Here is a 22,622-nt window from a genome sequence, read left to right as displayed (position 1 = left end):
GGCCGGCGGCCTCAACCAGTCAATTCCCTGCTTCCGATGAAAAAAACACGCTACCTCCTCCTCCTGCTGGCCGCCCTGAGCGGCGGGCTGCCCCCCCAGGCCCAAGCTCAGCAGACCGTGGGCGTGCAGCTGCACGCGGCCGGCTCAACGGATGATGGCTACGTGCTGCTGGCCCCCATTCAGTACACCCGCACCTACCTGATGGACAAGTGCGGACGGGAGGTGCACGGCTGGAACAGCGCCTACAAAGCGGGCCAGGCCGCTTACCTGCTCCCCGATGGCACCCTGCTGCGGGCCGGCGCCCCGGCCAACGCCACCTTCACGGCCGGCGGGTTGGGGGGCATCATTGAGAAGATTGACTGGAACGGCACCGTGACCTGGAGCTACCAGATTTCGAATACGGCCGAATGCCAGCACCACGACATCCGCATCTTGCCCAACGGCAACATTCTGGCCTTGGTCTGGGAAACCAAAACGGCCGCCCAGGTAACCGCCGCCGGCCGCAATGCCAGCCAGATCGGGGCCAGCAACTGGAGCGAAAAAGTGGTGGAACTCCAGCCGGTGGGCACCAACCAGGCCACCGTGGTGTGGGAGTGGCACGCCTGGGACCACCTGGTGCAGGACCAGGACCCCGCCAAGGCCAACTACGCCCCCGTGGCCCAGCACCCTGAGCTGCTCAACGTGAACTACGGTGCCACGGCCAACAACCCCGACTGGCTCCACCTCAACGCGCTCGACTACAACCCCGACCTCGACCAGATTCTGCTCAGCTCCCACGGCCTCGATGAGGTCTGGGTGCTGGACCACGGCACCACCACGGCCCAGGCGGCCGGCCACGCGGGCGGCACCCGCGGCCACGGCGGCGACCTGCTCTACCGCTGGGGCAACCCCGCCGCCTACGGCCAGGGCAGCGCGGCCACCCAGCAGCTGTTTGGCCAGCACAACGCCTACTGGCTGCCGGCCGGCGTACCCTACGCGGGTAGCATTCAGGTGTTCAACAACGGCCAGGGCCGGCCGGCCGGCAAATACTCGTCGGTTGATGTGCTGACCCCGCCCCAGACGGCCCCGGGCGTGTACGCCGCCGGGCTGCCCTACGGCCCCAACGTGCTCACCACTACCTACGCCGACCCCACGCCCACCAGCTTCTACGCCCAGAATATTTCCGGGGCCCAGCGCCTGCCCAACGGCAACCTGCTGGTGTGCAATGGCCCGGCCGGCCGCGTATTCGAGGTAACCAGCACCGGCGCGAAGGTGTGGGACTATATTAACCCGGTAAGTGCGACGGGGCCGGTAGCCCAGGGCACCACGGCCCGGCAGAACGTTCTGTTCCGGGCGCCATTCTACCCCGCCAGCTACGCGGCCTTCAGCGGGCGCACGCTCCCGCCGGGCGCGCCCCTGGAGCTGAATCTTACGGCTTCGTCGTGCAGCCTGGTGCTGGGCACTGCCACGGCCGCCGAGGCTGCGGGCCTGACGCTCTACCCCAACCCGGCCGCCTCGCGCCTGACCATTGAGGCCCCCTGGCCCGCCTACGAGGTGCAAGTGCGCAACCTAACCGGCCAGCTGCTCCAACAGGGTCCGAACCTGCGCCAGCTGCTGGTGGCGGGCTGGCCGGCGGGCATTTACGTACTAAGCGTGCAGGCCCCCGATGGCACCGTGCTGCGCCGCAAGTTCAGCGTGGATAAGCCCTGACACTCATTTTCCGTCGCCCGGGAGCATCCCGCCAGGTACAGGCGGCCCGCCTCGTACCCACTGCCGGGTGCTAGCGCCCCCTTTTCAGCGACGATTCGCGCACGACCAGCCGGGGCTTGAGCAGCTCCGTTTTGGGCGGCATGAGCTCATCGCTATTCATTTGCTCAATGAAGAGCTGGGCGGCCAGGCGGCCCATCTCGAAAGCCGGCTGGCCCACGCTGGACAGGGCCGGCGTGAGCAGGGCGGCAACGGGCTCGTCGTTGAAGCCCACCAGGGCCACCTCCTCCGGCACGGCCACGCCCCGCTCGCGCAGGGCCAGCAGGGCCCCCACGGCAATCCGGTCGCTGATGGCGAAGATGGCATCGGGTCGCTCGGGGCCGTCGAGCAGGGCCAGGGTGGCGCGGTAGGCGTGGGCCTGGTCGAAGGGGCAGTGCACGATGAGCTCCTCGCGCACCGACAGGCCGTATTTTTCCAGCGTGCCGAGGTAGCCTTTCTTGCGCTGGTTGCTGATGGAGAGACTGGCCGGCCCGGCCAGGTAGGCAATGCGGCGGCAGCCCTGCTCGTAGAGGTGGCTCACGGCCTGCACTGCCCCGTCGTAGTTGTCGAGCATTACTTTGGTGGCCTCCAGATCGGTGCCTACGCGGTCGAAGAACACCATGGGCACCGAGCGTTGCAGCAGGCGGCGAAAGTGGTCTACGTTGCTGGTTTCGCTTGATAAGGACACGATGAGGCCGTCGACCCGCCCATTCATCAGGCGCTGGGTATTCGTGATTTCGCGGCCGTACGACTCGTTCGACTGGCAGGTGAGTACCGTGTAGCCCGCCTCGATGGCCAGTTCATCAATGCCGCGCACGGCCGTGGCGAAGAAGTAGTCGAGGTTGGGCACAATCACGCCGATGCTGTTGGTGTGGCTCGTGACCAGACTCAGGGCCACCTGGTTGGGCTGGTAGTCGAGCTGGCGGGCCATATCAAGCACTGCCTGCCGGGTCTGCGGATTCACGTCGGGGAAGTCGCGCATGGCCCTCGAAACGGTGGTGATGGATACGCCCAACTCGCGGGCGATATCCTTGATGGTGGCCGGTTTGGCCTGGTGGCCATGGCGGGAATGGGGGGCTTTCATGCGGGTGGGAATTGGGGAACAGAAAGAACGAGGTCGGCCGAACGGTTGGGGGCCGCGGCGCCGATGGCGGGTATTGGTCGGGCCGGCGGCAAAAAAATAACCGGAACCCAATGGCAATATTTCATTTTTTTCAGAAATATGCAAGCGTTATGAAAACGTTACCGGTAACGTTAACGGTAGCGTTTTCGGACAATTTCAGTCCGGTTAAACCATCTTACGAGCTGAAATAAGTTGATTTTCTGCCCTCTTCCCTATACCTTGTCGAATAGAAAGTGAGCACTCATTCACCTTCTGGCAAGCTATAAAAATTGAATAAAAATAAGATACATACCTGGCTAATTGCAGCCAGCACCTTGCTGCTAACCGGGGCTTTAGTTCCCGCCGCTCGGGCCACGACCACTAAAGTGGCCGACCCGGCCGCGTTCAAGGCCGCCGTGCCCGGCCTGCGCCCCGGCGACACGCTGGTGCTGGCCGCCGGCATCTGGACCGATGCCCAGCTCGTGTTTAAGGGCACCGGCACGGCCCGCCAGAACATTGTGCTGCGGGCCGAGCGCCCGGGCACGGTGCATTTGCGAGGCCGCTCCATGCTGCAACTGTCGGGCAAGTTTCTGCTGGTATCGGGGCTCTTGTTTGAGCAGGGTTCCACGCCTGGCCGGGCCGTGATTGAGTTCCGCGAAACCGGCGGCGCCCCGGCCACCGATTCGCGCGTCACCAACTGCGCCATCGACGGCTACAACCAGGCCGAACGCTTCAAGGAAGATATGTGGGTGCAGCTCTTCGGCCAGCGCAACCGCTTCGACCACAACTATTTGGGCGGCAAGATGAACGCCGGCGTGACGCTGGTCGTGGATTTGAGCGGGCCCGAGCACCAGAACAACTACCACCGCATCGACCACAACTACTTCGGGCCGCGCCCGCGCCTGGGCTCCAACGGGGGCGAAACCATGCGCGTTGGCGTTTCGACTTACTCGCTCACGTCTTCGCACACCACTATTGAGGAAAACTACTTTTACCGCTGTAGCGGGGAGGTGGAAATCGTGTCCATTAAGTCGGGCGATAATGTAGTTCGGCGCAACGTGTTCGAGGAAAGCGAGGGCTCGGTGGTGCTGCGCCACGGCAACCGCAACGTGGTAGAGGGCAACTTCTTCCTGGGCAACAACAAGCCCCAGACCGGTGGCGTGCGCGTGATTAACGCCGGCCACCGGGTGAGCGGCAACTACTTCGCCGATTTGCGCGGCGACCGGTTCCGGGCGGCCCTGACGGTGATGAACGGCGTGCCCAACTCGTCCATCAACCGCTACCACCCGGTGCGCGACGTACTGATTGAGAACAACACGTTCGTGAACTGCGCCGACGTGGAGCTGGCCGCCGGCCGCGACCTGGAGCGCACCGCCCGCCCCGAAAACGTGCGCTTCGTCAACAACACCTTCTATAGCCCGCAGGTCGATACCCTATTCCGGGTGCACGACGATATCAGCGGCCTGAGCTTCAAAAACAACCGGGTGCAGGTGGGCACCAACTCCGGCATTGCCGGCTTGCCCCTGACTGCCGGCCTGAGCCTGGCCACCTCGCCCGACGGGCTGGCCGTGCCCGTGATGGGCCGCGAAAAGGCCCGCCTGACGCGCCCCGTTACGGCGGCCCAGGCCGGCCCGGCCTGGTTCCGGCCCGCTACCGAATCCATCCGCGTGGGGAAAGTCTGGGCCGTGCCGGCAAATGAGCCCGATGCGCTGCAACGCATCTGCCGGCAGGCCCAGGCCTACGACGTAATCGAACTAGGCCCTGGGACCTACCCGGTGCAGAACCCGATTGCCGTAAGTGTGCCCCTGACGGTGCGCGCCAAGCCGGGCCTGGCGGCCCGCCCGCTGGTAGCCTTTGCCGGCAGCCGCAACGGGTTTGCCTTCTTCACGATTGAAAACGGGGGCTCGCTGCGCCTGGGCGGCCTGACCTTCGACGGCACCTCACCCACCGAAATGGCCGACTGCTTTATCCGCACCAGCGCTAAGCCCATGCTCCAGCATTATAACCTGTGGGTGGATAACTGCCAGTTTCAGAACCTGACTGAGGGCCGCAAGAGCGCCTTCAAGGCCACGCCCGGCTCCTACGCCGACACGGTGCGCTTCAGCAACACCATTTTCACCGACATTACCGGCGACGTGCTGAGCCTGGCCGCCGAAAAGGACGACAAGGGCATCTACAACGCTGAGTTCGTGGAGCTGCGCAACTGCCTGTTCCGCAACGTGCTGGCCGGCGCCCTCGACCTGTACCGCGGCGGCAACGACGAAAGCACCACCGGCCCCTTCCTGTGGGTGGATCATTGCACCTTCGATAATGTGGCCAACATGGAGCTGGGCCACGTGCTCAAGGTCGATGGCGTGCAGTGGTCGGATGTGCGCAACAGCCTGTTCCACAACAGCGGCCGGGCCGGCCGGGCCATTCAGTACGAAGACTACGGCTGGACCATCAACTGGGTGCGCAACACCAACTTCTCCCAGGCCGGCCGCCTCGATTCGTTCTATCCGATTCAGCAGCAGCAGGTCACGCAGGTGCCCGTGGAGTTCGTGGCCCCCGCCCAGCTCGACTACCGCCTCCGCAACCCCGCCCCCGCTTTGCCTGCTGCTACTGATGGTAAGCCGTTAGGCTACTACGGCTCGGAACCGGCGCAGTAGGTTGCTAACAGCACGTCATGCAGAGCGCAGCGAAGCATCTCGCGTGCTGACGTTGCAACGGTAACCTCACCCCCCGGCCCCCTCTCCTCAGGGAGAGGGGGAGCCAGCCGACCGGATTACTGCGGCGGTAGAGATGCTCTTCGACTGCGGCTACGCCTGCGCTCAGCACGATGCTCCTTTTCAGCTTCCCTGCTACCCCAACCTCTCCCCTTTCAACACACCAATCTTTCCCTTTTTTCTTTTTTTACACCCTTATGTACGACCTCACCGGAAAAGTTGCCCTCGTAACGGGCGGAGCCCGCGACATCGGCCGCCAGGTAACGCTGCTGCTCGCCAAAGCTGGCGCCAGCGTATGCTTCAACTATTTTGACTCTGATGCCGACGCCGACGAAACCATGCGCCTGCTCCGCGAGCAGGGCAGCCCCAAAGCCGTGCAGGCCCAGGGCGACATGACCAAGGCCGCCGACGTGAAGCAGGTAATTGGCACCTGCACCGAAGCGTTCGGCCCGCGCATCGACATTCTGGTGAATGTGGTGGGTGGCCTGGTAGGCCGCAAAACGATGGAGGAAATGGACGAGAATTTCTGGGATTTCGTGATTGGGGTCAACCTGAAAACCACGTTCCTGGTCACGCAGGCCGCTTTGCCCCACATGGAATCGGGCGCGTCTATCGTCAACTTCGCATCCCAGGCGGCCCGCGACGGTGGCGGACCCGGCGCCCTGGCCTACGCCACCGGCAAGGGCGGCGTGCTCACCATGACCCGCGGCTTGGCCAAAGAGCTCGGCCCCAAAGGCATCCGCGTAAACGCCGTATCGCCGGGCATGATTGCCACGGCCTTCCACGACACCTTCACCAAGCCCGAAGTACGCGAGAAAGTAGCCGGCGGCACCCCGTTGCGCCGCGAAGGCCAGGCCCACGAAATTGCCGATCTGGTGCTCTACCTGGCGTCCGATGCCTCCTCGTTCATCACGGGCACTTCGATGGAAATCAACGGCGGCACTTACTTCGTGTAAGCGTCACCCCACCCCCCCGGCCCCCTCCCCTCCGGGAGAGGGGGTGCGTTCTAACAGAACTTGCGTCTGGCACCCCCTCTCCCGGAGGGGAGGGGGCCGGGGGGGTGGGGTAACACGCCAGAACAATCCCCCACCCCACCCAAATCCCCATGCCCGTGCTGCGTTTTCTGTGGATACTGATTTTGAGCGTGCTGGCTACCGGCCAGGTCTGGGCGGCTGGCCCGCAGCACCCCGTGCTGCTCCTGACGGCCGCCGAGGCCCCGCCGCTGCGCCAGGCGCTGGCCGACCCCGGCCAGTATCCGCTGCTGACGGAAAGCTACGCCGCCCTGCGCGCCCGCGCAGATGCGGTCCTGGCCCAGCCCATTACGGTGCCCGTACCCAAGGACCCGGCCGGGGGCTACACCCACGAAATCCACACCCGCAACTACTACGCCCTGCAGGCGGCCGGCGTGGCCTACACCATTTCCCAGGACCCCAAGTATGCCCGCTTCGTGCGCGACATGCTGCTGGCCTACAGCAAGCTGATTCCGACCCTCAAAAACCACCCCGAAGCCAAAAGCTCCTCGCCGGGCCGCCTGTTTCACCAGGCCCTCAACGACTGCAACTGGGTGGTGTACAGCATTCAGGGCTACGACGCGGTGCACGACTTCCTGAGCCCCAGGGAGCGGCGCCAGATTGAGGACGGCGCCTTCCGGCCCATGACTCGCTTCTTCACCCAGGACCTGAAAAGCTGGTTCAACCTGATTCACAACCACGGCGTGTGGGCCGCCACGGCCGTCGGCCTCACCGGCTACGCCTTGCACGACCAGAAGCTGGTGAACATGGCCCTGCGGGGAACCCAAAACGACGGAAAAAGTGGCTTCCTCGCGCAGCTAAGCCAGCTTTTTTCGCCCGATGGCTACTACACCGAAGGCCCCTATTACGCCCGCTACGCGTTGTCGCCGTTTTACCTGTTTGCCCAGGCCATTGAGAACAACCAGCCCGAGCTGCGCATCTTCGAGTACCGCGACCAAATCCTGCGCAAGGCCCTCGACGCGACGCTGCAGCTCACCAACACTGACGGCCGCTTTTACCCGCTCAATGATGCGCTCAAGGAAAAGGACTGGACCACCCGCGAGCTGGTGGCCGCCCTCAGCATTGCCGCCCAGCGCTACGGCCCCGACAATACTCTGCTGGCTTTGGTGCGCCAGCAGCGACAGGTATTGGTAAGCCCCGGCGGCCTGCTGCTGGCCAAAGCTATGCAGCAGGCCGGCCCCACCCTGCCCCCCTACGCCCGCCGCAGCCTGCTCTACCGCGACGGGGCCGAGGGCACCGAGGGCGGGCTGGCCGTGTTGCGCACCGGCCCGCTGGCTGCCCAAACCAGCCTGCTGTTCAAATACACCGCCCACGGCCTCTCCCACGGCCATTACGACAAGCTCGGCCTCGTGCTTTACGACCAGGGCCGCGAGGTGCTGCCCGATTACGGCGCAGCCCGGTTCCTGAACGTGGAAGCCAAGGAAGGCGGCCGCTACCTGCCCGAAACCAAGTCCTTCGCCTCCCAGACCGTGGCCCACAACACCATCGTGATGGACGAAACATCGCACTTTGGCGGCAAGGAAAGCGAGGCCGAAAAGCACGCTGGCCAAGCGTGGTTTTCTGATTTGAGCAAGCCCAATGCCCAGGTAGTAAGTGCCAAAGCCAACGACGCCTACCCCGGTGTGCAGCTCCAGCGCACGGTGGTGCTGGTGCAGGACAGCACCTCGGGCAAGCCGCTGGTGTTCGATGTCATGCGGGTAGCCGCCCCGGCCAGCCACCAGTTCGATCTGCCGTTTTACTACCAAGGGCAGCTGATTTCAACTAGCTTCCGCTACCAGCGCGCCGCCGCCGAGCAGCGGCCTGTGGGCAAGCGCAACGGTTACCAGCACCTCTGGCAGGAAGCCACCAGCCAGCCCGGGGCCGGCAGCGCCACGCTCACCTGGCTCGATGGCCCCCAGTTCTACTCCCTGACCACCGCCACCGATTCGGCCACCCGCCTCGTGCTGGCCCGCATCGGGGCCAACGACCCCAACTTCAACCTGCGGCCCGAACCGGCCCTGCTGGTGCGCCGCCAGTTGCAGACGGGCGTATTCGCCTCCGTTATCGAAGCACACGGCGAGTTCAACCCCATTGCCGAAACGTCGGTGGGTTCGCGCTCCAACGTGGCCGCCGTCACGGTCCTCTTCAACAGCCCCGACGCCACTGTGGTGGAGGTGCGCCTGGTGCGGGGCGGGCGCTACCAGCTGGCCATTGCCAACCAGGACGCCGCCGCCACCACCGCCCACGAGGCCGCCTACGCCGGCCAGACCCTACGCTGGCAGGGCCCCTACCAGCTCCGGCATTTGCCGGAGTAGTAATCGTCATGCTGAGCGAAGCGGAGCGTAGTCGAAGCATCTCTACTGCTTCGTCGCCACGCTAATCTTTCGTTGTCACGCTAATTCAGCCGACAGAATTACTACTGCGGTAGAGATGCTTCGACTCCGCCTCCGGCTACGCTCAGCATGACGTTCTGCGTTTCAAAACCGCTCTTTCTCCCGTTCTTCCCGCCCGTTTAATCCCCCCGCTCATGCAGCCTTCTACGCAAATTCCGCCGCCGCCTGCCAGCCCGCCGCCGGCCACGCGCCCCGTTAGCGGGCTGCGCTGGTGGATTATCGGTCTTATTGGCTTGGCCACGGTTATCAACTACATCGACCGCAACGCGCTGGCCGTGATGTGGCCCGGCGTGGCCGAAGACCTGAACATGGGCAAGGAGCAGTACGCGCTGGTCGTCACGTTCTTCATGGTGGCCTACGGACTGAGCCAGAGCCTGTCGGGACGGATGTTCGATAAGGTGGGCACACGCATCGGCTTCACGATTTCCATCGTGGTGTGGTCGGTGGCGGCGGGGTTGCACGCGCTGTCGCGGGGGCTGCTCTCGTTTGCCCTGTTCCGGGCGCTGCTCGGGCTGGGCGAGGCCGGCAACTGGCCGGGGGCCGCCAAATCGAACGCCGAGTGGTTTCCAATTAAGGAGCGCGCTTTTGCCCAGGGCTTGTTCAATGCCGGGGCTTCACTGGGCGCCGTTATTTCGGCCCCGCTGATTGCCTACCTCTACGGAGCGGTGGGCTGGCGCACTACGTTCGTGCTCATTGGCGGGCTGGGTTTGCTGTGGGTCATTCCGTGGTTGATTATCAATAAGGCCGTGCCCAAGTACCACCCCTGGCTGAGTGAGCACGAGCGGAAATACATCCTGGAGGGCCAGGCCACACCCGAAACCGATGCTGCCCCCGACGTGGCCCTATCCATCCGGGAACTGCTGCGCTACCGGCAGTCGTGGGCCGTGCTGCTGTCGCGGTTTATGCTCGACCCCATCTGGTGGCTGTTCGTGAGCTGGCTGCCCATTTACTTGCACGAGCGGTTTCAGTTCGACATCAAGCAGATTGGCGCGTTTGCCTGGGTGCCCTACGTGGGCGCGGCCATCGGCAGCTTGGGCGGCGGCCTGCTCTCGGGCCGCCTGATAACCGGTGGCGCCACCGTGAACCGGGCCCGCAAAATCTGCATCGTGCTGGGCTGCGTGATTATGCTGCCGGCACTGCTGCTGAGCGCCTGGGCCACCACGGCCACCATGGCCATGGGCACTATTTTCGTGGCGCTTCTGGGCTTCCAGATTGCTATTGGCAACATCCAGACCCTGCCCAGCGACTTCTTCTCCGGCAAATCGGTGGGCGCGCTGGCCGGCCTGAGCGGCACTAGCGCCGTGTTCGGCACCCTAATCACCACCTGGCTGGTGCCGGTGCTCACCCGGGAGAGCTACACGCCATTCTTCATTATGGCGGCTCTGCTCGTGCCCCTGGGCGCCGCCGCCGTGCTGCTGCTCAGCGGCACCATCCGGCGGCTACCGCTGCGGCAGCAGCCCTCATAAGCCCCCACCAGGTATAAGCATCATTCAGGCCCATTAGGGGCCACCGGAGGGCCACGTTGCCCGTCCTCCGGTGGCCCGCAATGGGTTTTATGCTTTCCCGACCGGGGTAGTTTTTGCGGCCGCCCGAAAAATTCTTTACTCCCGCCCGCAGGGTTTGGCCACCGGTGGCATCTGAGCAAGTGACACCCTCTGCTAATGGAGCGTGCGGCACATCTCCGTTACCCGTTTCCCGTGAAAATCCCCTTGCTCGGTTTCAGCCTGCTGGCTGTGGGCACCGTCATTTATTCCTGTAAGAAGGACGACGCCGCCACTACCGTTACGCCCACTGGCTCCGCCGATATTATGGCGGTGGTGAAAGCCAAATACCTGACGACCCAGGGCGTCACGGTTTCAACCAGCGGCAGCAGCATCACGCTTAAAAGCGACGGGCTGCCCCACAACCACAAAACGCCCTACTGGGGCGCGGGCCATGTCCTCTACGAGGACTTCCCCAGCGGCTACCACGCCAACGTGAACACGAGCATGTCGGCGCGCAACTACGCCATGACCATTGCCGCCACCCCGGGCGCGGCTTCCTCGCCGGAGGCTACTTCCCTGGGCCCGATTGGCATGGCGCTTAACGGCGTGCCCATCTACAACGACCAGGAGGGCGGCAACCGGGCCCTCGACGCCCAGACCATTACCACGTTCGACTACTCGGGCGCCCACCCCGGCCCCGGCCAGGACTACCACTACCACACCACGGGCCGCTACACCAGCCAGAACGACGCCAAGCTCATTGGCTTTCTGCGCGACGGATTCCCCATCTACGGCCGCAAGGACACGACCGGCGTCTACCCCACGCTCGATACCTACGGCGGCCACACCGGCGCCACCCAGGACTTTCCGGCCGGCATTTACCACTACCACGCCGCCAACACCAACTACCTGAATTCGGGCTACTACGTGCTCAAATCGGGCAGCTACTACGGCACCAAAGGCACGTTCACTTTCTAACCCAACCATCCCGATGAACCACGTAACCCCGCTGGCCCTGGCAACCGGCCTCTTGCTGCTTTCCGCAGCCTCCTGCAAGAAAGACGACAGCACCTCTCCCGCCACCACCAGCGACGAAGTCGTGGTGGCCGTCAGCAAGGCCAACTTTTTGGCCGGGGGCCTGTCGGAAGCCGTTTCGGTGGTGTCGCGCACGCTCTCCGACGGCACCACGGCCGACTGCTACAAAATCGTGGTCAAGAGCATCCCCACCGACCACGCCATGGGCCCCTGGTGCCCCACCAATATTGCCGACGACGCCTCGAAAGGCGGTATCTGGCTTGAAAACGGCAACGTGTACGATGTGGACGGCGCGTTCATCAAAAACATGGCGACTTTCTACAAGGACAACACCTGGATGCTCTACAACGCCAGCACCGGAGCCGTTACCAAAACCCAGACCCAGGCCGATTGCGCCGCCGCCGCCAACCCCAACGTGGGCGCCGAGTACAAAAACTTCTGCGTGGAATGCCTGCCCTCCTACGTGGCCAACCTGACCCACACCTACTACCTGCCTATAACGCCCAAAAAGGCCGCTACGCCCTTGGTATTCGCCACCGGCCCGGGCATGGGCCCTCCCGGCTCCACGGCCGGCCCAAGCTCGCGCGGCATTGCCTTCAACGGCGTGGTGTTCGATGCTCCGGCCCCGGTTAGCAACATATTGGCAGCCTACACGCTGGCCCCATTTGATGACGCGGGCGGCCACATCAACCTGGCGGCCGGCTACCACTACCACGCCGCCACCGGCCTGTCGACCAAAATCGCGCAAACTGACGGGCACGCGGCCATGATTGGCTACGCCTTCGACGGCTACGGCATGTACGAGCGCCTGAGCGTGGCCGGCACCGAGTACCCCGACCTCGACGCCTCGCGCGGCCACTCCGACGCCACCCGCGGCTACCACTACCACGTCGATAAGGCCGGCAACAACAACTTCATCAACGGCCTGCGCGGGGTCTATGCCAACTAATGCGGCTCCCCATGAAATATTTCCCGCTCGTTTTCCTGCTGTTGCTGCTGAGCTTTGGCAGCTCCGCCCACCAGTCTGATTTATCGACGGTGGTGATTTCCAAAATCCCCGAGGGCAAATACGTGCTGCAAATCACCAGCGCGCTCACGGCCTTCGAGGGCGAGGTGGACTACCTTTACGGCCAGAACGCTTACCAAACGCCCGCCGAGTTCAACGCGCTGGTCGTGCGGCACTTCCGCCGGAATTTTTCGCTCATTGTGAATGAAAGTGACACGCTACGTTTCCTCGACCCGGCCGTGCTGCTGGGCCACGAAACCAAGCTGCTGGCCGAAATCACGGGCATGCCCGCCCGGGTAACGTCGCTGCGCCTGCGCAACGGCCTGTTCCGGGAAGTGGCCAACAACCAGGCCATGCTGGTGATGCTGGCCGATAACCTGCCCACCCAGCAGTACGTGCTCAGCAACGACAACCAGCAGCAGCTCCACCTGCAGCTGAGCAACGGCCAATGGGTCAGCGTGCAGCAGCAAGCCGGGTTTCTGGCCAACCCCAACAACTCGCTCTGGCTGCTGCTGATTATCCCGGTGGCCTACCTGGTGTACCGGGCCGATCAACGGAAAGCCCGTACCGCCGGCGTCAAACCAACAGCCTAGTAGTCGGCGGTTGGGGCGCATCCTGGCGGGGCGTGGTTGAACGATGAATTAACCGTGGCGCGAACGACGAGATGCAACCACGCACCTCGTCGTTCGCGCCGTGGCCGTTTACAAAACCTGCTTAATTGGGCTTTGGCCAACGAAACACCGCCGCCCGGCGTTTACTTTCCGGCCGGGCATACTGCCTGCACCGCGGCAGCCAACTGCCGCTACCGAACCCACCGACCTTACCCTAATGAAACCCTCCCTTCTGCTCAGCCCGCTGTTCGTGGCCGCCCTGGCGGCCTGCTCCACGCAGCCCCCGGCCCAAACTGCCACCACAACTCCCACAACCACCCAGCCCAGCCCGGGGCCGGTCCTGCGCGCGGCCCCCGACCAGATTCCGACCAAGCAAGGGCCGCTCACGGTGCAGCCCATCACCCACGGCAGCGTGGTATTCAGCTGGAACGGTAAAACCCTTTACGTCGACCCCTACGGCGGCGCCCCGGCCTACGCTGGTCTGGCTGCGCCCGATATAGTGCTGATTACCGACATCCACGGCGACCACCTCGACGAGAAAACGCTGGCCGGCCTGCCCCTGGACAAGGCCCTGTTTGTAGTCCCCCAGGCGGTGGCCGATAAGCTGCCGGCGCAGTACAAGGCGCAGGTTCGGGTACTGGCCAACGGCCAGCAGCTCGACCTGCTGGGCCTGAAAGTGGCGGCCATCCCGATGTACAACTTACCCGAAACGGCCGACTCGCGCCACCCCAAAGGCCGCGGCAACGGCTACGTGCTGGAGCTGGGCGGCAAGCACGTCTACCTCTCCGGCGACACCGAGGACATTGCCGAAATGCGCGCCCTCCAGAACATCGATGTGGCCTTCGTCTGCATGAACCTGCCCTACACCATGGATGTGCCGCAGGCCGCCCAGGGCGTGCTGGCCTTCCAGCCCGGCATCGTGTACCCCTACCACTACCGCGGCCAGGATGGCCTGAGCGACGTAGCCGGCTTCAAGCAAACCGTAAACGCGGCCAACAAGAAGATTGACGTCCGGCTACGCAACTGGTACCCGGCGGCCGAATAGGCTTGCTGAGGTTTTGTTACGACCATTAAACCGGTTTGCCTGATTGCGCACGGCCCCGCGGACCTGCGGGGCCGTGCGCAATCAGGCAAACCGGTTTACAGCAGTTCTACCAGTTCGGCTACCAAGCCCGCCGAGCCGATGAATAGCGGGCTGCGCTGGTGGAAATCGGTGGGTTGCAGGTCGAGCATCGGGCCGTTATCCGACGCGGCCCGGCCGCCGGCCTGCTCGATGAGCAGGGCCAGCGGGAAGTTCTCGTAGAGCACCCGCAGCTTGCCCAGCGGGTTGCTGGCCGTGGGCGGATACAGGTAGATGCCGCCCGTGAACAGGTTACGGTGGTAGTCGGCTACCAGCGAGCCCACATAGCGCCCACTCATGCGCCGCTCCTTACACGCGGTCAGGAACTGGCGTACGTAGTCGGGGTAGTCGAACCAGTGGCCCTCGTTGCAGCTGAACACCGGGCCGGTGGCCGGAATCATGATGCGGGGGTGAGAAAGGAAGAATTCACCCAGCGAATTCTCGTAAGTAAAGCCCACCACCCCGTGGCCGGTGGTATAGACGAGCATCGTGCTGGTGCCGTACAGAATGTAGCCCGCCGCCACCTGCGCCCGCCCGCCCTGCAGGAAGTCGGCGGGGGTGGCCTTCTGCCCTACCGCCGACACGCGCCGGTAGATGCTGAAGATGGTACCGATGCTCACGTTCACGTCGATGTTGCTGGAGCCGTCGAGCGGGTCCATGGCCACCACGTACTGGCCCTGGTAATTGCCGGTCTGGATGATGTCGTCCTCCTCCTCGCTGAGAATGGCACAGGCCTCGCCCCCATTGCGCAGGGCCCGGATAAAGCGGATATTAGCCTCCACGTCGAGGCGCTGCTGCTGCTCGCCCTGCACGTTGTGCTGGCCCATGCTGCCGATGATGCCCGACAGGCCCGCCCGGTTCACGTCGCGGTGCACGATTTTGCCGGCCAAGGCCAGGTCGCGTAGCAGCTGGCTGAGTTCACCGGTAGCGTACGGAAAATCGGCCTGGGCCCGCATAATGTAGCGGTCGAGGGTGGTGCCCACGGGTTGGGCCAGCGCATTTTCCTGCAATAAACTCATGGAGGGGTTGGTTGAAAATAACGCGGCGGCCCCGCAACTCCCCAAGCTTCCCCCAGACGTATTCCCACCCGTCCCCGGAAGCTCGTTGGTTGTTGCTGGTGCCGCCGCAAAGCGTTTGATGCTTGTTTGATTTGGGCCTGTTTGGAAAAGGGTTGCGAGGGCAGTAGCGCGAACCAAAGAACAACGAAGCTCCAGCTTCGCGCTACTGCTGTTCTGCCGTTCGTGCTACGTTCGCAGTGTCTTCACGAAGGCCAGCAAATCAGTTAGTTGCTGACTTAAAGCGGCCGGGTCGTTGGGGGTGGTGAAGAGCTGGGAGCCCAGGCCTACCGCCGCCGCTCCGGCTGCGAACCACTCGCGCAGGCTGGCTTCGGTCGGCTCCACGCCACCCGTTACCATCACGCGCACCTGGGGCAGCGGCCCGCGCAGAGCCCGCACGAAGCCCGGCCCCACCACGTTGCCCGGAAACACCTTCACCAGCGCTGCCCCGAGCTGGGTGGCCTCGTACACCTCGCGCACCGTCATGGCTCCCGGCAGCCAGGCTACCCGGTGCTGGCGGCAGACCTCGGCCACCTCAGCCGTGGCGCAGGGCTGCACCACGAAGTCGGCCCCGGCTTCGATGAACTGCTCGGCCTCCTCGGCCGTGAACACCGTGCCGATGCCCAGCAGCATATCGGGCAGGTGCTGGCGGGTATAGGCCCGTAGCTCCCGGAACACGGCCAGCGCGCCCGCCCCGCGGTTGGTGTACTCGAACGCCCGCAGGCCGCCCGCGTAGCAGGCCTGCAACAGGCGCTGCACCAACTCCGCCTCGGGGTGGTAGTACACCGGCACCAGCGGCACCGCCAGCAGCGTACTCACCACGTCGGCGGGGGTTGGTTTGGTGCGGGTGATAAGGTCAGACATAGGGGGAAGGAAGGAATATAAGCTAGAAAACTAGCTCCCCTCCTTGGAAAGGAGGGGCTGGGGGTGGTTGATGATATTGGAACGACGGCTAGAGCTAGTTTTTAGTGGCCGTTCAACGAATCAATCACCCCCAGCCCCTCCTTTCCAAGGAGGGGAGCTAGTTACTAGCCCCGTTCTGCCCCTACCGCACCAGCCGGCCGGTGGTGTGGCCCTGCATTACGTGCTCGACTTCGGCTACGGTTACCAGGTTCACGTCGCCGGGGATGGTGTGCTTGAGGGCGGAGGCGGCCACGGCGAAGCGCAGGGCCTCGGCGGGCGTGGCGTAGTGCAGCGAGCCGTAAATGAAGCCGCCCAGAAAGGCGTCGCCGCCCCCGATGCGGTCCACGACGGGCGCAATATCGAGGTAGGGCGTTTCGTGGTAGGCACCGTTGAACAGGCGGCCCTGAATCCGTTCGTGGGAGGCGCTCTGGGTGTCGCGGCGGGTGGCAATCACCTGCCGGATGTTGGGGAAGCGGTCCATCAGCTGGCGGGCCATCGAGGCAAACGACGACTCGGCGCCCGGCTCGGGCCGGATGCCGAACAAATCCTCGGCGTCGCCCACGCCGCACACCACCACGTCGCAGCCGGCCACCAGCTCGGGCATTACCTGTTGGGCCGTCTGGCCATACTGCCACAGGTTGCGGCGGTAGTTCACGTCGGCCGATATGGTGAGGCCCCGCTCGCGGGCGGCGGCAATGGCCTCGCGGGTGGCCTGGGCCGCCCCGGCCGAAATGGCGGGCGTGATGCCCGTCCAGTGCAGCCATTGGGCATTTTGCAGGATGTCGTCCCAGTTGAAATCGGCCGGATCCAGCTCGGCGAAGGCCGAACCGGTGCGGTCGTAGCGCACCTGGCTGGCCCGCAGCGAGGCGCCCACTTCGAGGTAGTACAGACCCAGGCGCGGGCCCCGGAATACGGTGTGGCCCATATCGACGCCCAGGCGGCGGAAGCTCTGGGTGGCGGCTTGGCCCAGCTCGTTGTCGGGGAAGCAGGTGACGTGGGCGGCGGGCTGGCCGAGGCCGGCCAGGGTGGCCGCCACGTTGGCCTCGCCCCCACCGTAGGCCACTTCCAGGCTGGTGGCCTGGGTGAGGCGCTGGTGCCCGGGCGGCGAGAGCCGCATCATAATTTCCCCGAAGGTGACAACTTGCTGCATCAGAATGGCGTGCGACAGGTGAAGGGTAAGGGCCGGCTGCGAGCAGTAGTGCCCACAGCCAAAAGAGGTGCGAAAGGCCCTCTAGATGTCCATAAAATCCTCGCGGATGGGGCTGAACATGTCCAGCAGCACGCCGGCCTCCAGGGCCGTGGCGCCGTGGGGCACGCTGGGCGGAATGTAGAACGAGTCGCCAGCGCGCAGCACCCGCGTATCGTCGCCGATAGTGACGGCAAAGGCCCCACTCTCCACGTAGGTGGTCTGGCTATGCACATGGTGGTGAATGGGGCCGACGCCGCCCTGGGCAAACTCGGCTTTCACCAGCATCAGGTGGTCGTCGTAGGCCAGAATTTTGCGGCGTACGCCCGGCCCAACGGCCTCCCAACGCACATCGGCGTCCTTGATAAATACTTCGCTACTGAAACGCATAGCCGGGGTAGTTCTGAATGGGGTGATGAAAAAAGGGGTTCTGGGGGGCAGGGCGCACCAATGGCGGGGGCCCTAGTTGTAGCCCGGGTTCTGGGTGATAACGCCCTTGCTCACATCGATTTCGCGCTGGGGCACGGGGTAGAGCAAGCGGAAAGCAGGCACCGTAACGTTAGGGCGGCCCACGGCCTTGAAGTGGGCCGTCATGGCTTCAATGGCCTTATTCCAGCGCAGCAAATCGTACCAGCGGTAGTTCTCGAAGGCCAGCTCCAGGCGGCGCTCGGTTTCCAAAGCCGCCTGAAAACTCGCTTTGGTGCCCAGCGTGGCGAGGGTGTACTCGGGCACGCCGGCGCGCTTGCGGATGGCGTTGAGCGACACCAGCGCGGCGGCCGTGGGGCCGTTGAGTTGGTTGAGCACCTCGGCGTAGAGCAGCTGCACCTCGCCGTAGCGCAGCACAATCCAGTCGGTGCCGGCGTCGCGGCGGGCGCCGGTGTTGGCCGCATCGGGGAACTTGTTGACGTAGGCCGTAGCCCCGGTGCCGGTCAGGGAGGTATTGCGCCGCTCCGCGTCGGCGGTTACGAACAGGGCCTGCAAATCGGTCAGGCCCTTGAGGCCGCGTGTGGCGCCGTCCTTCGAGAAGTCATAGGAAAAACCCTGCCCCTCGCCGTTGGAAGCCGTTTTGTAACGGATGGCGAAGATGATTTCCCGGTTCAGCTCGTTGCCCGGCGCGAACACGGTGGCGTAGCTGGGCAGCAGCTGGTAGGTGCCGGCGGCCAGCAGGGTTTCGAGGGTGGTTTTGGCAGCCGCGTAGTCGCCGCGCGTTACTTGCACTTTGGCCAGCAGGGCCCGGGCCGCGCCCTTGGTGGCCCGGCCGGTGCCGGTGGCTTCCCAGGTTACCGGCAGCAACCCTTCGGCGGCCTGCAAATCGAGCAGAATCTGGGCGTACACGTCGGCTACGGGCCGGCGGCGCAACACGTCGGTATCGGAGTTCAATACGGTGCTCAGCGGCAGCGGCACGTCGCCGTAGAGGCGCACGAGGTTGAACAGCATCAGGGCCCGGGCAAAGCGCGCCTCACCCTCGAAACGGGCCTTCTTGTCGGCGTCCGTAACGTTATTGAGGTACTTGAGCACCAGGTTGGCCCGCCCGATGGCGTAGTAGGAGTTGCGCCAGAAGGTGGTTACGAACTCGCTGGAAGGCGTTTCGGTGAAGTTTTCAATGTTGGCCCAGTCGCCCTCGAAGTTGTTGGGCGCCATGTTATCGGAGCGCAGCTCCGAGAGCTGGATTTCGGCAGCCGGAATGTCCTGCAGGGTACTGTAGATGTTGATGACCCCGGTTTCCACCTCGCCCGTGGTGGCGAAGTAGCTGTCCTCCACCAAGTTCGAGGGCGGCGTTACGTCGAGGTAGTTCTGGCAGCCCGCCGTGAGCAGCAGCCCGGCAAAAGCAGCAGTGTAGAATATCTTTTTCATGGGAATTGAGGCTGGAGAAGGTGGGATTCGGTTGTCAGTTGTCAGGTGGCTCAGGGCACCCAGGGCTAACGCCCCGGGCTATTCAGCGCTCCGGCTGCCCCGCTCCGTAACCCAGGGCTTTGGGCTGACTGGACGCTGACAACTGACTTAAAACTCGGCGTTGATGCCGAAGGCCACGGTGCGGGCGATGGGGTAGGCCCCTTTCTGCCAGCCCTGGCGCAGCGGGTCAGCGCTGAAATCGGCCGAAACGCCTTCCGGGTTGAGGCTGGTGTAGTCCTTGGCCATGCTGTAAAACAGGTTGGCCGCCGTCATGTACACCCGCAGGCTGCTCATGCCCGCCTTCTTACTGAAGCTGACCGGCACGGCGTAACCGATGTTCAGGTTGCGCAGGGCCACGTAGGAGGCGTCCTGCACTTCGTAATCAGTTTCGCTTTTGATGCGGGTGAAAGCCTGCTCGGCGGCCGGCAGGGCCAGGTAGGCCGAGGAACCGGTGGCCGTGAACTGCCCCTCGTAGTAGTGGGGGTCGATGTTGAAGATTTTAGCGCCGTGCGAGCCCTGGAGCACGAAACTCAGGTCCACGGGCCCGTAGCGCAGGGTGTTGGTCAGGCCCCAGGTGAACTTGGGGTAGGGGCTGCCGAGCACCGTGCGGTCGTTGCTGTCAATCTTGCCGTCGCCGTTCAAATCCTTCACGAACACGCGCTCCGAAGCCACCCCGATGGGCCAGTAGTTGCTGCCCGTAATCGGCACCTCGCGGTCGAACTTGTAGCCGTAGTACTGCACCAGCGGCTGGCCCACCTGGGCCAAAAAGAAGTTGTTGCGCTTGGGGTCGCCGGTGCTGACGAGCCGCTCGGTGCCGCCCAGGTTTACCAGCTCGTTGCGCACCCGGGTGCCCACGGCCGACAAATCCCACTTCAGCTTGCCGGCTTCCATGATGCGGGTGGTCAGCTCGAACTCGATGCCCCGGTTTTGAATTTTGCCCTGGTTGGCCAGGTAGCTGTCGAAGCCCGTGACGCTGGAGAGCGGCACGTTGAGCAGCAGCCGGTCGGTGGTCGACTGGTAGGCATCCACGGCCAGGCGCACGCGGTTCTGGAACACGCCAATATCAATACCCGTGTTCAGCGAGAAGGTGCGCTCCCAGCCCAGGTCGCGGTTGCCGTAGCTGCTCACGTTGAAGCCCGGCACCACGCCCTCGGAGGAGCCCAGAATGGCACCCGCCGGCGACACCAGCGCCCGGCTGCTGTAGTTGCCGATGTTGTTGTTGCCGGTGGCCCCGAACGAGGCCCGTAGCTTGAGCTCGCTCAGCGTTTCGTTGCCCTTCAGAAACGGCATTTCGCTGATGCGCACGCCCAGCGAGGCCGAGGGGAAGAAGCCCCAGCGGTTATCGGCCCCGAAGCGCGACGAGCCATCCCAGCGCGAGCCCAACGACAGCAAATAGGTGTCGCGGAAGGCATAATTCACCCGGAACAGGGCCGATTGCAGCCGGTTCTGCTCCTTGCTCGACGACACGGCCGACACCGTGCCCGCGTTGAGCGTGCGGATGTTGTCGGTGGCGAAATTCACGGCCGTACCGTCGGTGTTGCTATACTCGGTGCCCTGCACCGTGTAGCCGGCCACGGCATCGAAGGTGTGCTGGCCGATTTCGCGCTGGTAGTTGAAGATGTTTTCGTTGAGCACGTCGAGCACCTGCCGGGTGTTCACGATGGCGCGGGTGGCGGCGCGGGCCATGGCATCGCCCTGGGTAAAGGCGTCGGTTTTGGCGAAGGAAGCCTGGAAGTAGTCGCGCTCGTAGCTGCGGGTGAAAAAGCCCAGCGAGGAGCGCAGCGTCAGGCCCGGCAGAATCTTCACCTTCACGTAAGCATTCGTGATGGTGCGCAACTCGGTGTTGCTCTGGGGCTGGCCCTCAATCTGGGCAATGCCGTTGTTGTCGCCGCTGGTCGAGATGCCGGTCAGGCCGGTGGCTTTATAGAACGGGTTGCGGGCCGGGTCGAAGTCGCGCTGGTGCTGGTAAGAGCCGACGGGCTTGCCGGTGAGGGCGGCCGTGGCTTCAGTGGTGTAAATGGGCATCCAGGCCGGAATCGAGCGGATGGCATCGTGCAGCGACACAGCCAGCTCGTTTTGCTTGGTGTACGAAGGGTTCAGGCTCACGCCGGCTTCAAACCGCTCGCTCAGCTTGAAATCCACGTTGGCCCGCACATTGTACTTGGTGTAGTCGTTGTTGATGACCACGCCCTGATCTTTGAGGTAGCTGCCTGAGATGAAGAAGCGGGCCGCCTCACCCCCACCCTGCACGTTGGCCTGGTAGCTCTGCATGTAGCCGCGCCGGAACACCGCGTCCTGGGCGTCGGTGCCGGCATTGATGCGCTGGGCCTGCTGGATTTCGGGCGACAGCACGTCGTTGTTCTGGCCGCGCACGTAGCTGGCCCAGTCGTCGAGGTTGTAGAGCGGCAGGCGCTTAACGGTCTCCTTGCCCCCGAAGTAGGTGTTGAACGTCACCTTGGTTTTGCCCGACTTGCCGCTCTTGGTGGTCACCAGAATCACGCCGTTGGCCCCGCGCGAACCATAAATAGCGGCCGAGGCGGCGTCTTTCAGCACCTCGATGCTTTCCACGTCGTTCATGTCGATGGCCGACAAATCGGTGGGCACGGGGTAGCCGTCCACCACAATCAGCGGCGAGGTGCCAGCCGTGACGGAGGCCGCCCCCCGCACCTGAATAGTAGGCGCGGAGCCGGCCTGGGCGTTGGAGGTCGAAATCTGCACGCCGGCCAGCTTGCCAATCAGGGCCTGGTCGGGGCGGGCCACCGGAATCTGTTGCAGGTTCTCATTGGTCACCTTCGCCACCGCCCCCGTCAGGTGCGATTTACGCTGGGTGCCGTAGCCCACCACCACCACCTCATCGAGGGCCTGGCTGTCGTCCTGCAGGGCCACGCTGAGCTGGGTGCGGCCGTTTACCGGCATCTCCTGGGGCTTCGAGCCGATGGAACTGAACACGAGCACGGCCGTCGGGCTCACGTTTTCGAGCCGGAAAGCGCCGTCGCCATCGGTGCTGGTGCCCTGGTTCGTGCCCTTTACCACCACCGTTACGCCGGGCATACCCGCGCCGTCGGGGCCGGTTACTTTGCCCGCGATGCTGCTCGTCGTCTGGGCAAGGGCCGGGCTGATGGCCAGCGTGGTCAGCGCCAGTCCCAGCGGGCCCAATAGTTTGGAGGCGTACTTCATAGGAAACAGGATTTGGTGGGAAGCAGAGGAGAAAGCGGGCTGTTGATAGGAGTAAGCAGTCGGCGGGCAAAGGCGAGGAGAAAGGCCAGCACCTGCTCCGTGGCTGGGAGCGGGATTGAGCCGGCATAATATTCCGGCACCAGCAAGGCACGAACTCACCTTGTTATTATCCTATATATACAGAGTGATTAATTACTCACTTTATACAATGCAAGGT

The 22,622-nt window shown here is 64.1% G+C and carries 16 protein-coding genes; 9 read left to right on the top strand and 7 right to left on the bottom strand.

Going from position 1 to position 22,622, the window contains the following annotated elements:
• Positions 1–36: 36 nt before the first annotated feature.
• Positions 37–1,689: an aryl-sulfate sulfotransferase gene (locus BLW21_RS15850; RefSeq protein ID WP_092741799.1), complete on the top strand. Its 1,653-nt coding sequence runs from the start codon at positions 37–39 to the stop codon at positions 1,687–1,689.
• 70 nt (positions 1,690–1,759) lie between these two features.
• Here BLW21_RS15850 and BLW21_RS15845 read toward each other — a convergent pair whose 3' ends face one another.
• Entirely contained in the window at positions 1,760–2,809 is a 1,050-nt protein-coding gene (locus tag BLW21_RS15845; RefSeq protein ID WP_092741797.1) for a LacI family DNA-binding transcriptional regulator, read from the bottom strand.
• 353 nt (positions 2,810–3,162) lie between these two features.
• Between BLW21_RS15845 and BLW21_RS15840 the strand changes: the two genes are divergently transcribed.
• The 8 genes from BLW21_RS15840 to BLW21_RS15805 all read left to right on the top strand — a co-directional run bounded on the left by BLW21_RS15840 (position 3,163) and on the right by BLW21_RS15805 (position 14,116).
• The gene (locus BLW21_RS15840; protein ID WP_175471006.1) at positions 3,163–5,475 is read left to right on the top strand and encodes a polysaccharide lyase 6 family protein; all 2,313 of its coding nucleotides are present in this window, start codon (positions 3,163–3,165) and stop codon (positions 5,473–5,475) included.
• A gap of 254 nt (positions 5,476–5,729) precedes the next feature.
• Positions 5,730–6,488 carry an SDR family NAD(P)-dependent oxidoreductase gene (locus BLW21_RS15835; RefSeq protein WP_092741793.1) on the top strand — a complete coding sequence of 253 codons (759 nt, stop codon included), beginning with the start codon at positions 5,730–5,732 and terminating at the stop codon, positions 6,486–6,488.
• A 149-nt stretch (positions 6,489–6,637) separates the two neighbouring features.
• Complete coding sequence (locus BLW21_RS15830; protein WP_092741791.1) at positions 6,638–8,857, top strand: heparinase II/III domain-containing protein; 2,220 nt, start codon at positions 6,638–6,640, stop codon at positions 8,855–8,857.
• Between the two features lie 212 nt (positions 8,858–9,069).
• Complete coding sequence (locus tag BLW21_RS15825) at positions 9,070–10,401, top strand: MFS transporter (protein ID WP_092741789.1); 1,332 nt, start codon at positions 9,070–9,072, stop codon at positions 10,399–10,401.
• Positions 10,402–10,632: 231 nt separating this feature from the next.
• The gene (locus BLW21_RS15820) at positions 10,633–11,397 is read left to right on the top strand and encodes a YHYH protein (protein WP_245711924.1); all 765 of its coding nucleotides are present in this window, start codon (positions 10,633–10,635) and stop codon (positions 11,395–11,397) included.
• A gap of 13 nt (positions 11,398–11,410) precedes the next feature.
• Positions 11,411–12,403, top strand: a complete 993-nt coding sequence (locus tag BLW21_RS15815; RefSeq protein ID WP_092741785.1) for a YHYH protein — start codon at positions 11,411–11,413, stop codon at positions 12,401–12,403.
• 11 nt (positions 12,404–12,414) lie between these two features.
• Complete coding sequence (locus tag BLW21_RS15810) at positions 12,415–13,053, top strand: hypothetical protein (protein ID WP_139255246.1); 639 nt, start codon at positions 12,415–12,417, stop codon at positions 13,051–13,053.
• A gap of 235 nt (positions 13,054–13,288) precedes the next feature.
• Complete coding sequence (locus BLW21_RS15805; protein WP_092741781.1) at positions 13,289–14,116, top strand: MBL fold metallo-hydrolase; 828 nt, start codon at positions 13,289–13,291, stop codon at positions 14,114–14,116.
• Positions 14,117–14,211: 95 nt separating this feature from the next.
• On the opposite strand, the gene fbp is transcribed toward BLW21_RS15805, so the two are convergent.
• The 6 genes from fbp to BLW21_RS15775 form a co-directional block, all read right to left on the bottom strand.
• On the bottom strand, positions 14,212–15,210 hold the full coding sequence (gene fbp, locus BLW21_RS15800; protein WP_092741779.1) for a class 1 fructose-bisphosphatase: 999 nt from the start codon (positions 15,208–15,210) through the stop codon (positions 14,212–14,214).
• Between the two features lie 225 nt (positions 15,211–15,435).
• Positions 15,436–16,110, bottom strand: coding sequence for a beta/alpha barrel domain-containing protein (locus BLW21_RS15795; RefSeq protein WP_092741777.1), 675 nt, complete (start codon positions 16,108–16,110; stop codon positions 15,436–15,438).
• A gap of 181 nt (positions 16,111–16,291) precedes the next feature.
• Entirely contained in the window at positions 16,292–17,299 is a 1,008-nt protein-coding gene (locus BLW21_RS15790) for a sugar kinase (RefSeq protein WP_245711923.1), read from the bottom strand.
• An 81-nt stretch (positions 17,300–17,380) separates the two neighbouring features.
• Positions 17,381–17,725, bottom strand: a complete 345-nt coding sequence (locus BLW21_RS15785) for a cupin domain-containing protein (RefSeq protein ID WP_092741773.1) — start codon at positions 17,723–17,725, stop codon at positions 17,381–17,383.
• A gap of 72 nt (positions 17,726–17,797) precedes the next feature.
• Entirely contained in the window at positions 17,798–19,189 is a 1,392-nt protein-coding gene (locus tag BLW21_RS15780) for a RagB/SusD family nutrient uptake outer membrane protein (RefSeq protein WP_092741771.1), read from the bottom strand.
• 147 nt (positions 19,190–19,336) lie between these two features.
• Positions 19,337–22,405 carry a SusC/RagA family TonB-linked outer membrane protein gene (locus BLW21_RS15775; RefSeq protein ID WP_092741769.1) on the bottom strand — a complete coding sequence of 1,023 codons (3,069 nt, stop codon included), beginning with the start codon at positions 22,403–22,405 and terminating at the stop codon, positions 19,337–19,339.
• Positions 22,406–22,622 lie beyond the last annotated feature (217 nt).

The sequence above is a fragment of the Hymenobacter psychrophilus genome (assembly GCF_900107135.1).
Lineage (GTDB): Bacteria > Bacteroidota > Bacteroidia > Cytophagales > Hymenobacteraceae > Hymenobacter > Hymenobacter psychrophilus.
This window is presented reverse-complemented; position numbering and strand designations above follow the sequence as displayed.

What these genes read in the sequence shown, in the direction of transcription:
- BLW21_RS15815 (WP_092741785.1), top strand. Translation starts at nt 11,411, where the DNA reads ATGAACCACGTAACCCCGCTGGCCCTGGCAACCGGCCTCTTGCTGCTT.
- BLW21_RS15805 (WP_092741781.1), top strand. Translation starts at nt 13,289, where the DNA reads ATGAAACCCTCCCTTCTGCTCAGCCCGCTGTTCGTGGCCGCCCTGGCG.
- BLW21_RS15790 (WP_245711923.1), bottom strand. Translation starts at nt 17,299, where the DNA reads ATGCAGCAAGTTGTCACCTTCGGGGAAATTATGATGCGGCTCTCGCCG.
- BLW21_RS15830 (WP_092741791.1), top strand. Translation starts at nt 6,638, where the DNA reads ATGCCCGTGCTGCGTTTTCTGTGGATACTGATTTTGAGCGTGCTGGCT.
- BLW21_RS15775 (WP_092741769.1), bottom strand. Translation starts at nt 22,405, where the DNA reads ATGAAGTACGCCTCCAAACTATTGGGCCCGCTGGGACTGGCGCTGACC.
- BLW21_RS15835 (WP_092741793.1), top strand. Translation starts at nt 5,730, where the DNA reads ATGTACGACCTCACCGGAAAAGTTGCCCTCGTAACGGGCGGAGCCCGC.
- BLW21_RS15825 (WP_092741789.1), top strand. Translation starts at nt 9,070, where the DNA reads ATGCAGCCTTCTACGCAAATTCCGCCGCCGCCTGCCAGCCCGCCGCCG.
- BLW21_RS15810 (WP_139255246.1), top strand. Translation starts at nt 12,415, where the DNA reads ATGAAATATTTCCCGCTCGTTTTCCTGCTGTTGCTGCTGAGCTTTGGC.
- BLW21_RS15795 (WP_092741777.1), bottom strand. Translation starts at nt 16,110, where the DNA reads ATGTCTGACCTTATCACCCGCACCAAACCAACCCCCGCCGACGTGGTG.
- fbp (WP_092741779.1), bottom strand. Translation starts at nt 15,210, where the DNA reads ATGAGTTTATTGCAGGAAAATGCGCTGGCCCAACCCGTGGGCACCACC.
- BLW21_RS15780 (WP_092741771.1), bottom strand. Translation starts at nt 19,189, where the DNA reads ATGAAAAAGATATTCTACACTGCTGCTTTTGCCGGGCTGCTGCTCACG.
- BLW21_RS15850 (WP_092741799.1), top strand. Translation starts at nt 37, where the DNA reads ATGAAAAAAACACGCTACCTCCTCCTCCTGCTGGCCGCCCTGAGCGGC.
- BLW21_RS15845 (WP_092741797.1), bottom strand. Translation starts at nt 2,809, where the DNA reads ATGAAAGCCCCCCATTCCCGCCATGGCCACCAGGCCAAACCGGCCACC.
- BLW21_RS15785 (WP_092741773.1), bottom strand. Translation starts at nt 17,725, where the DNA reads ATGCGTTTCAGTAGCGAAGTATTTATCAAGGACGCCGATGTGCGTTGG.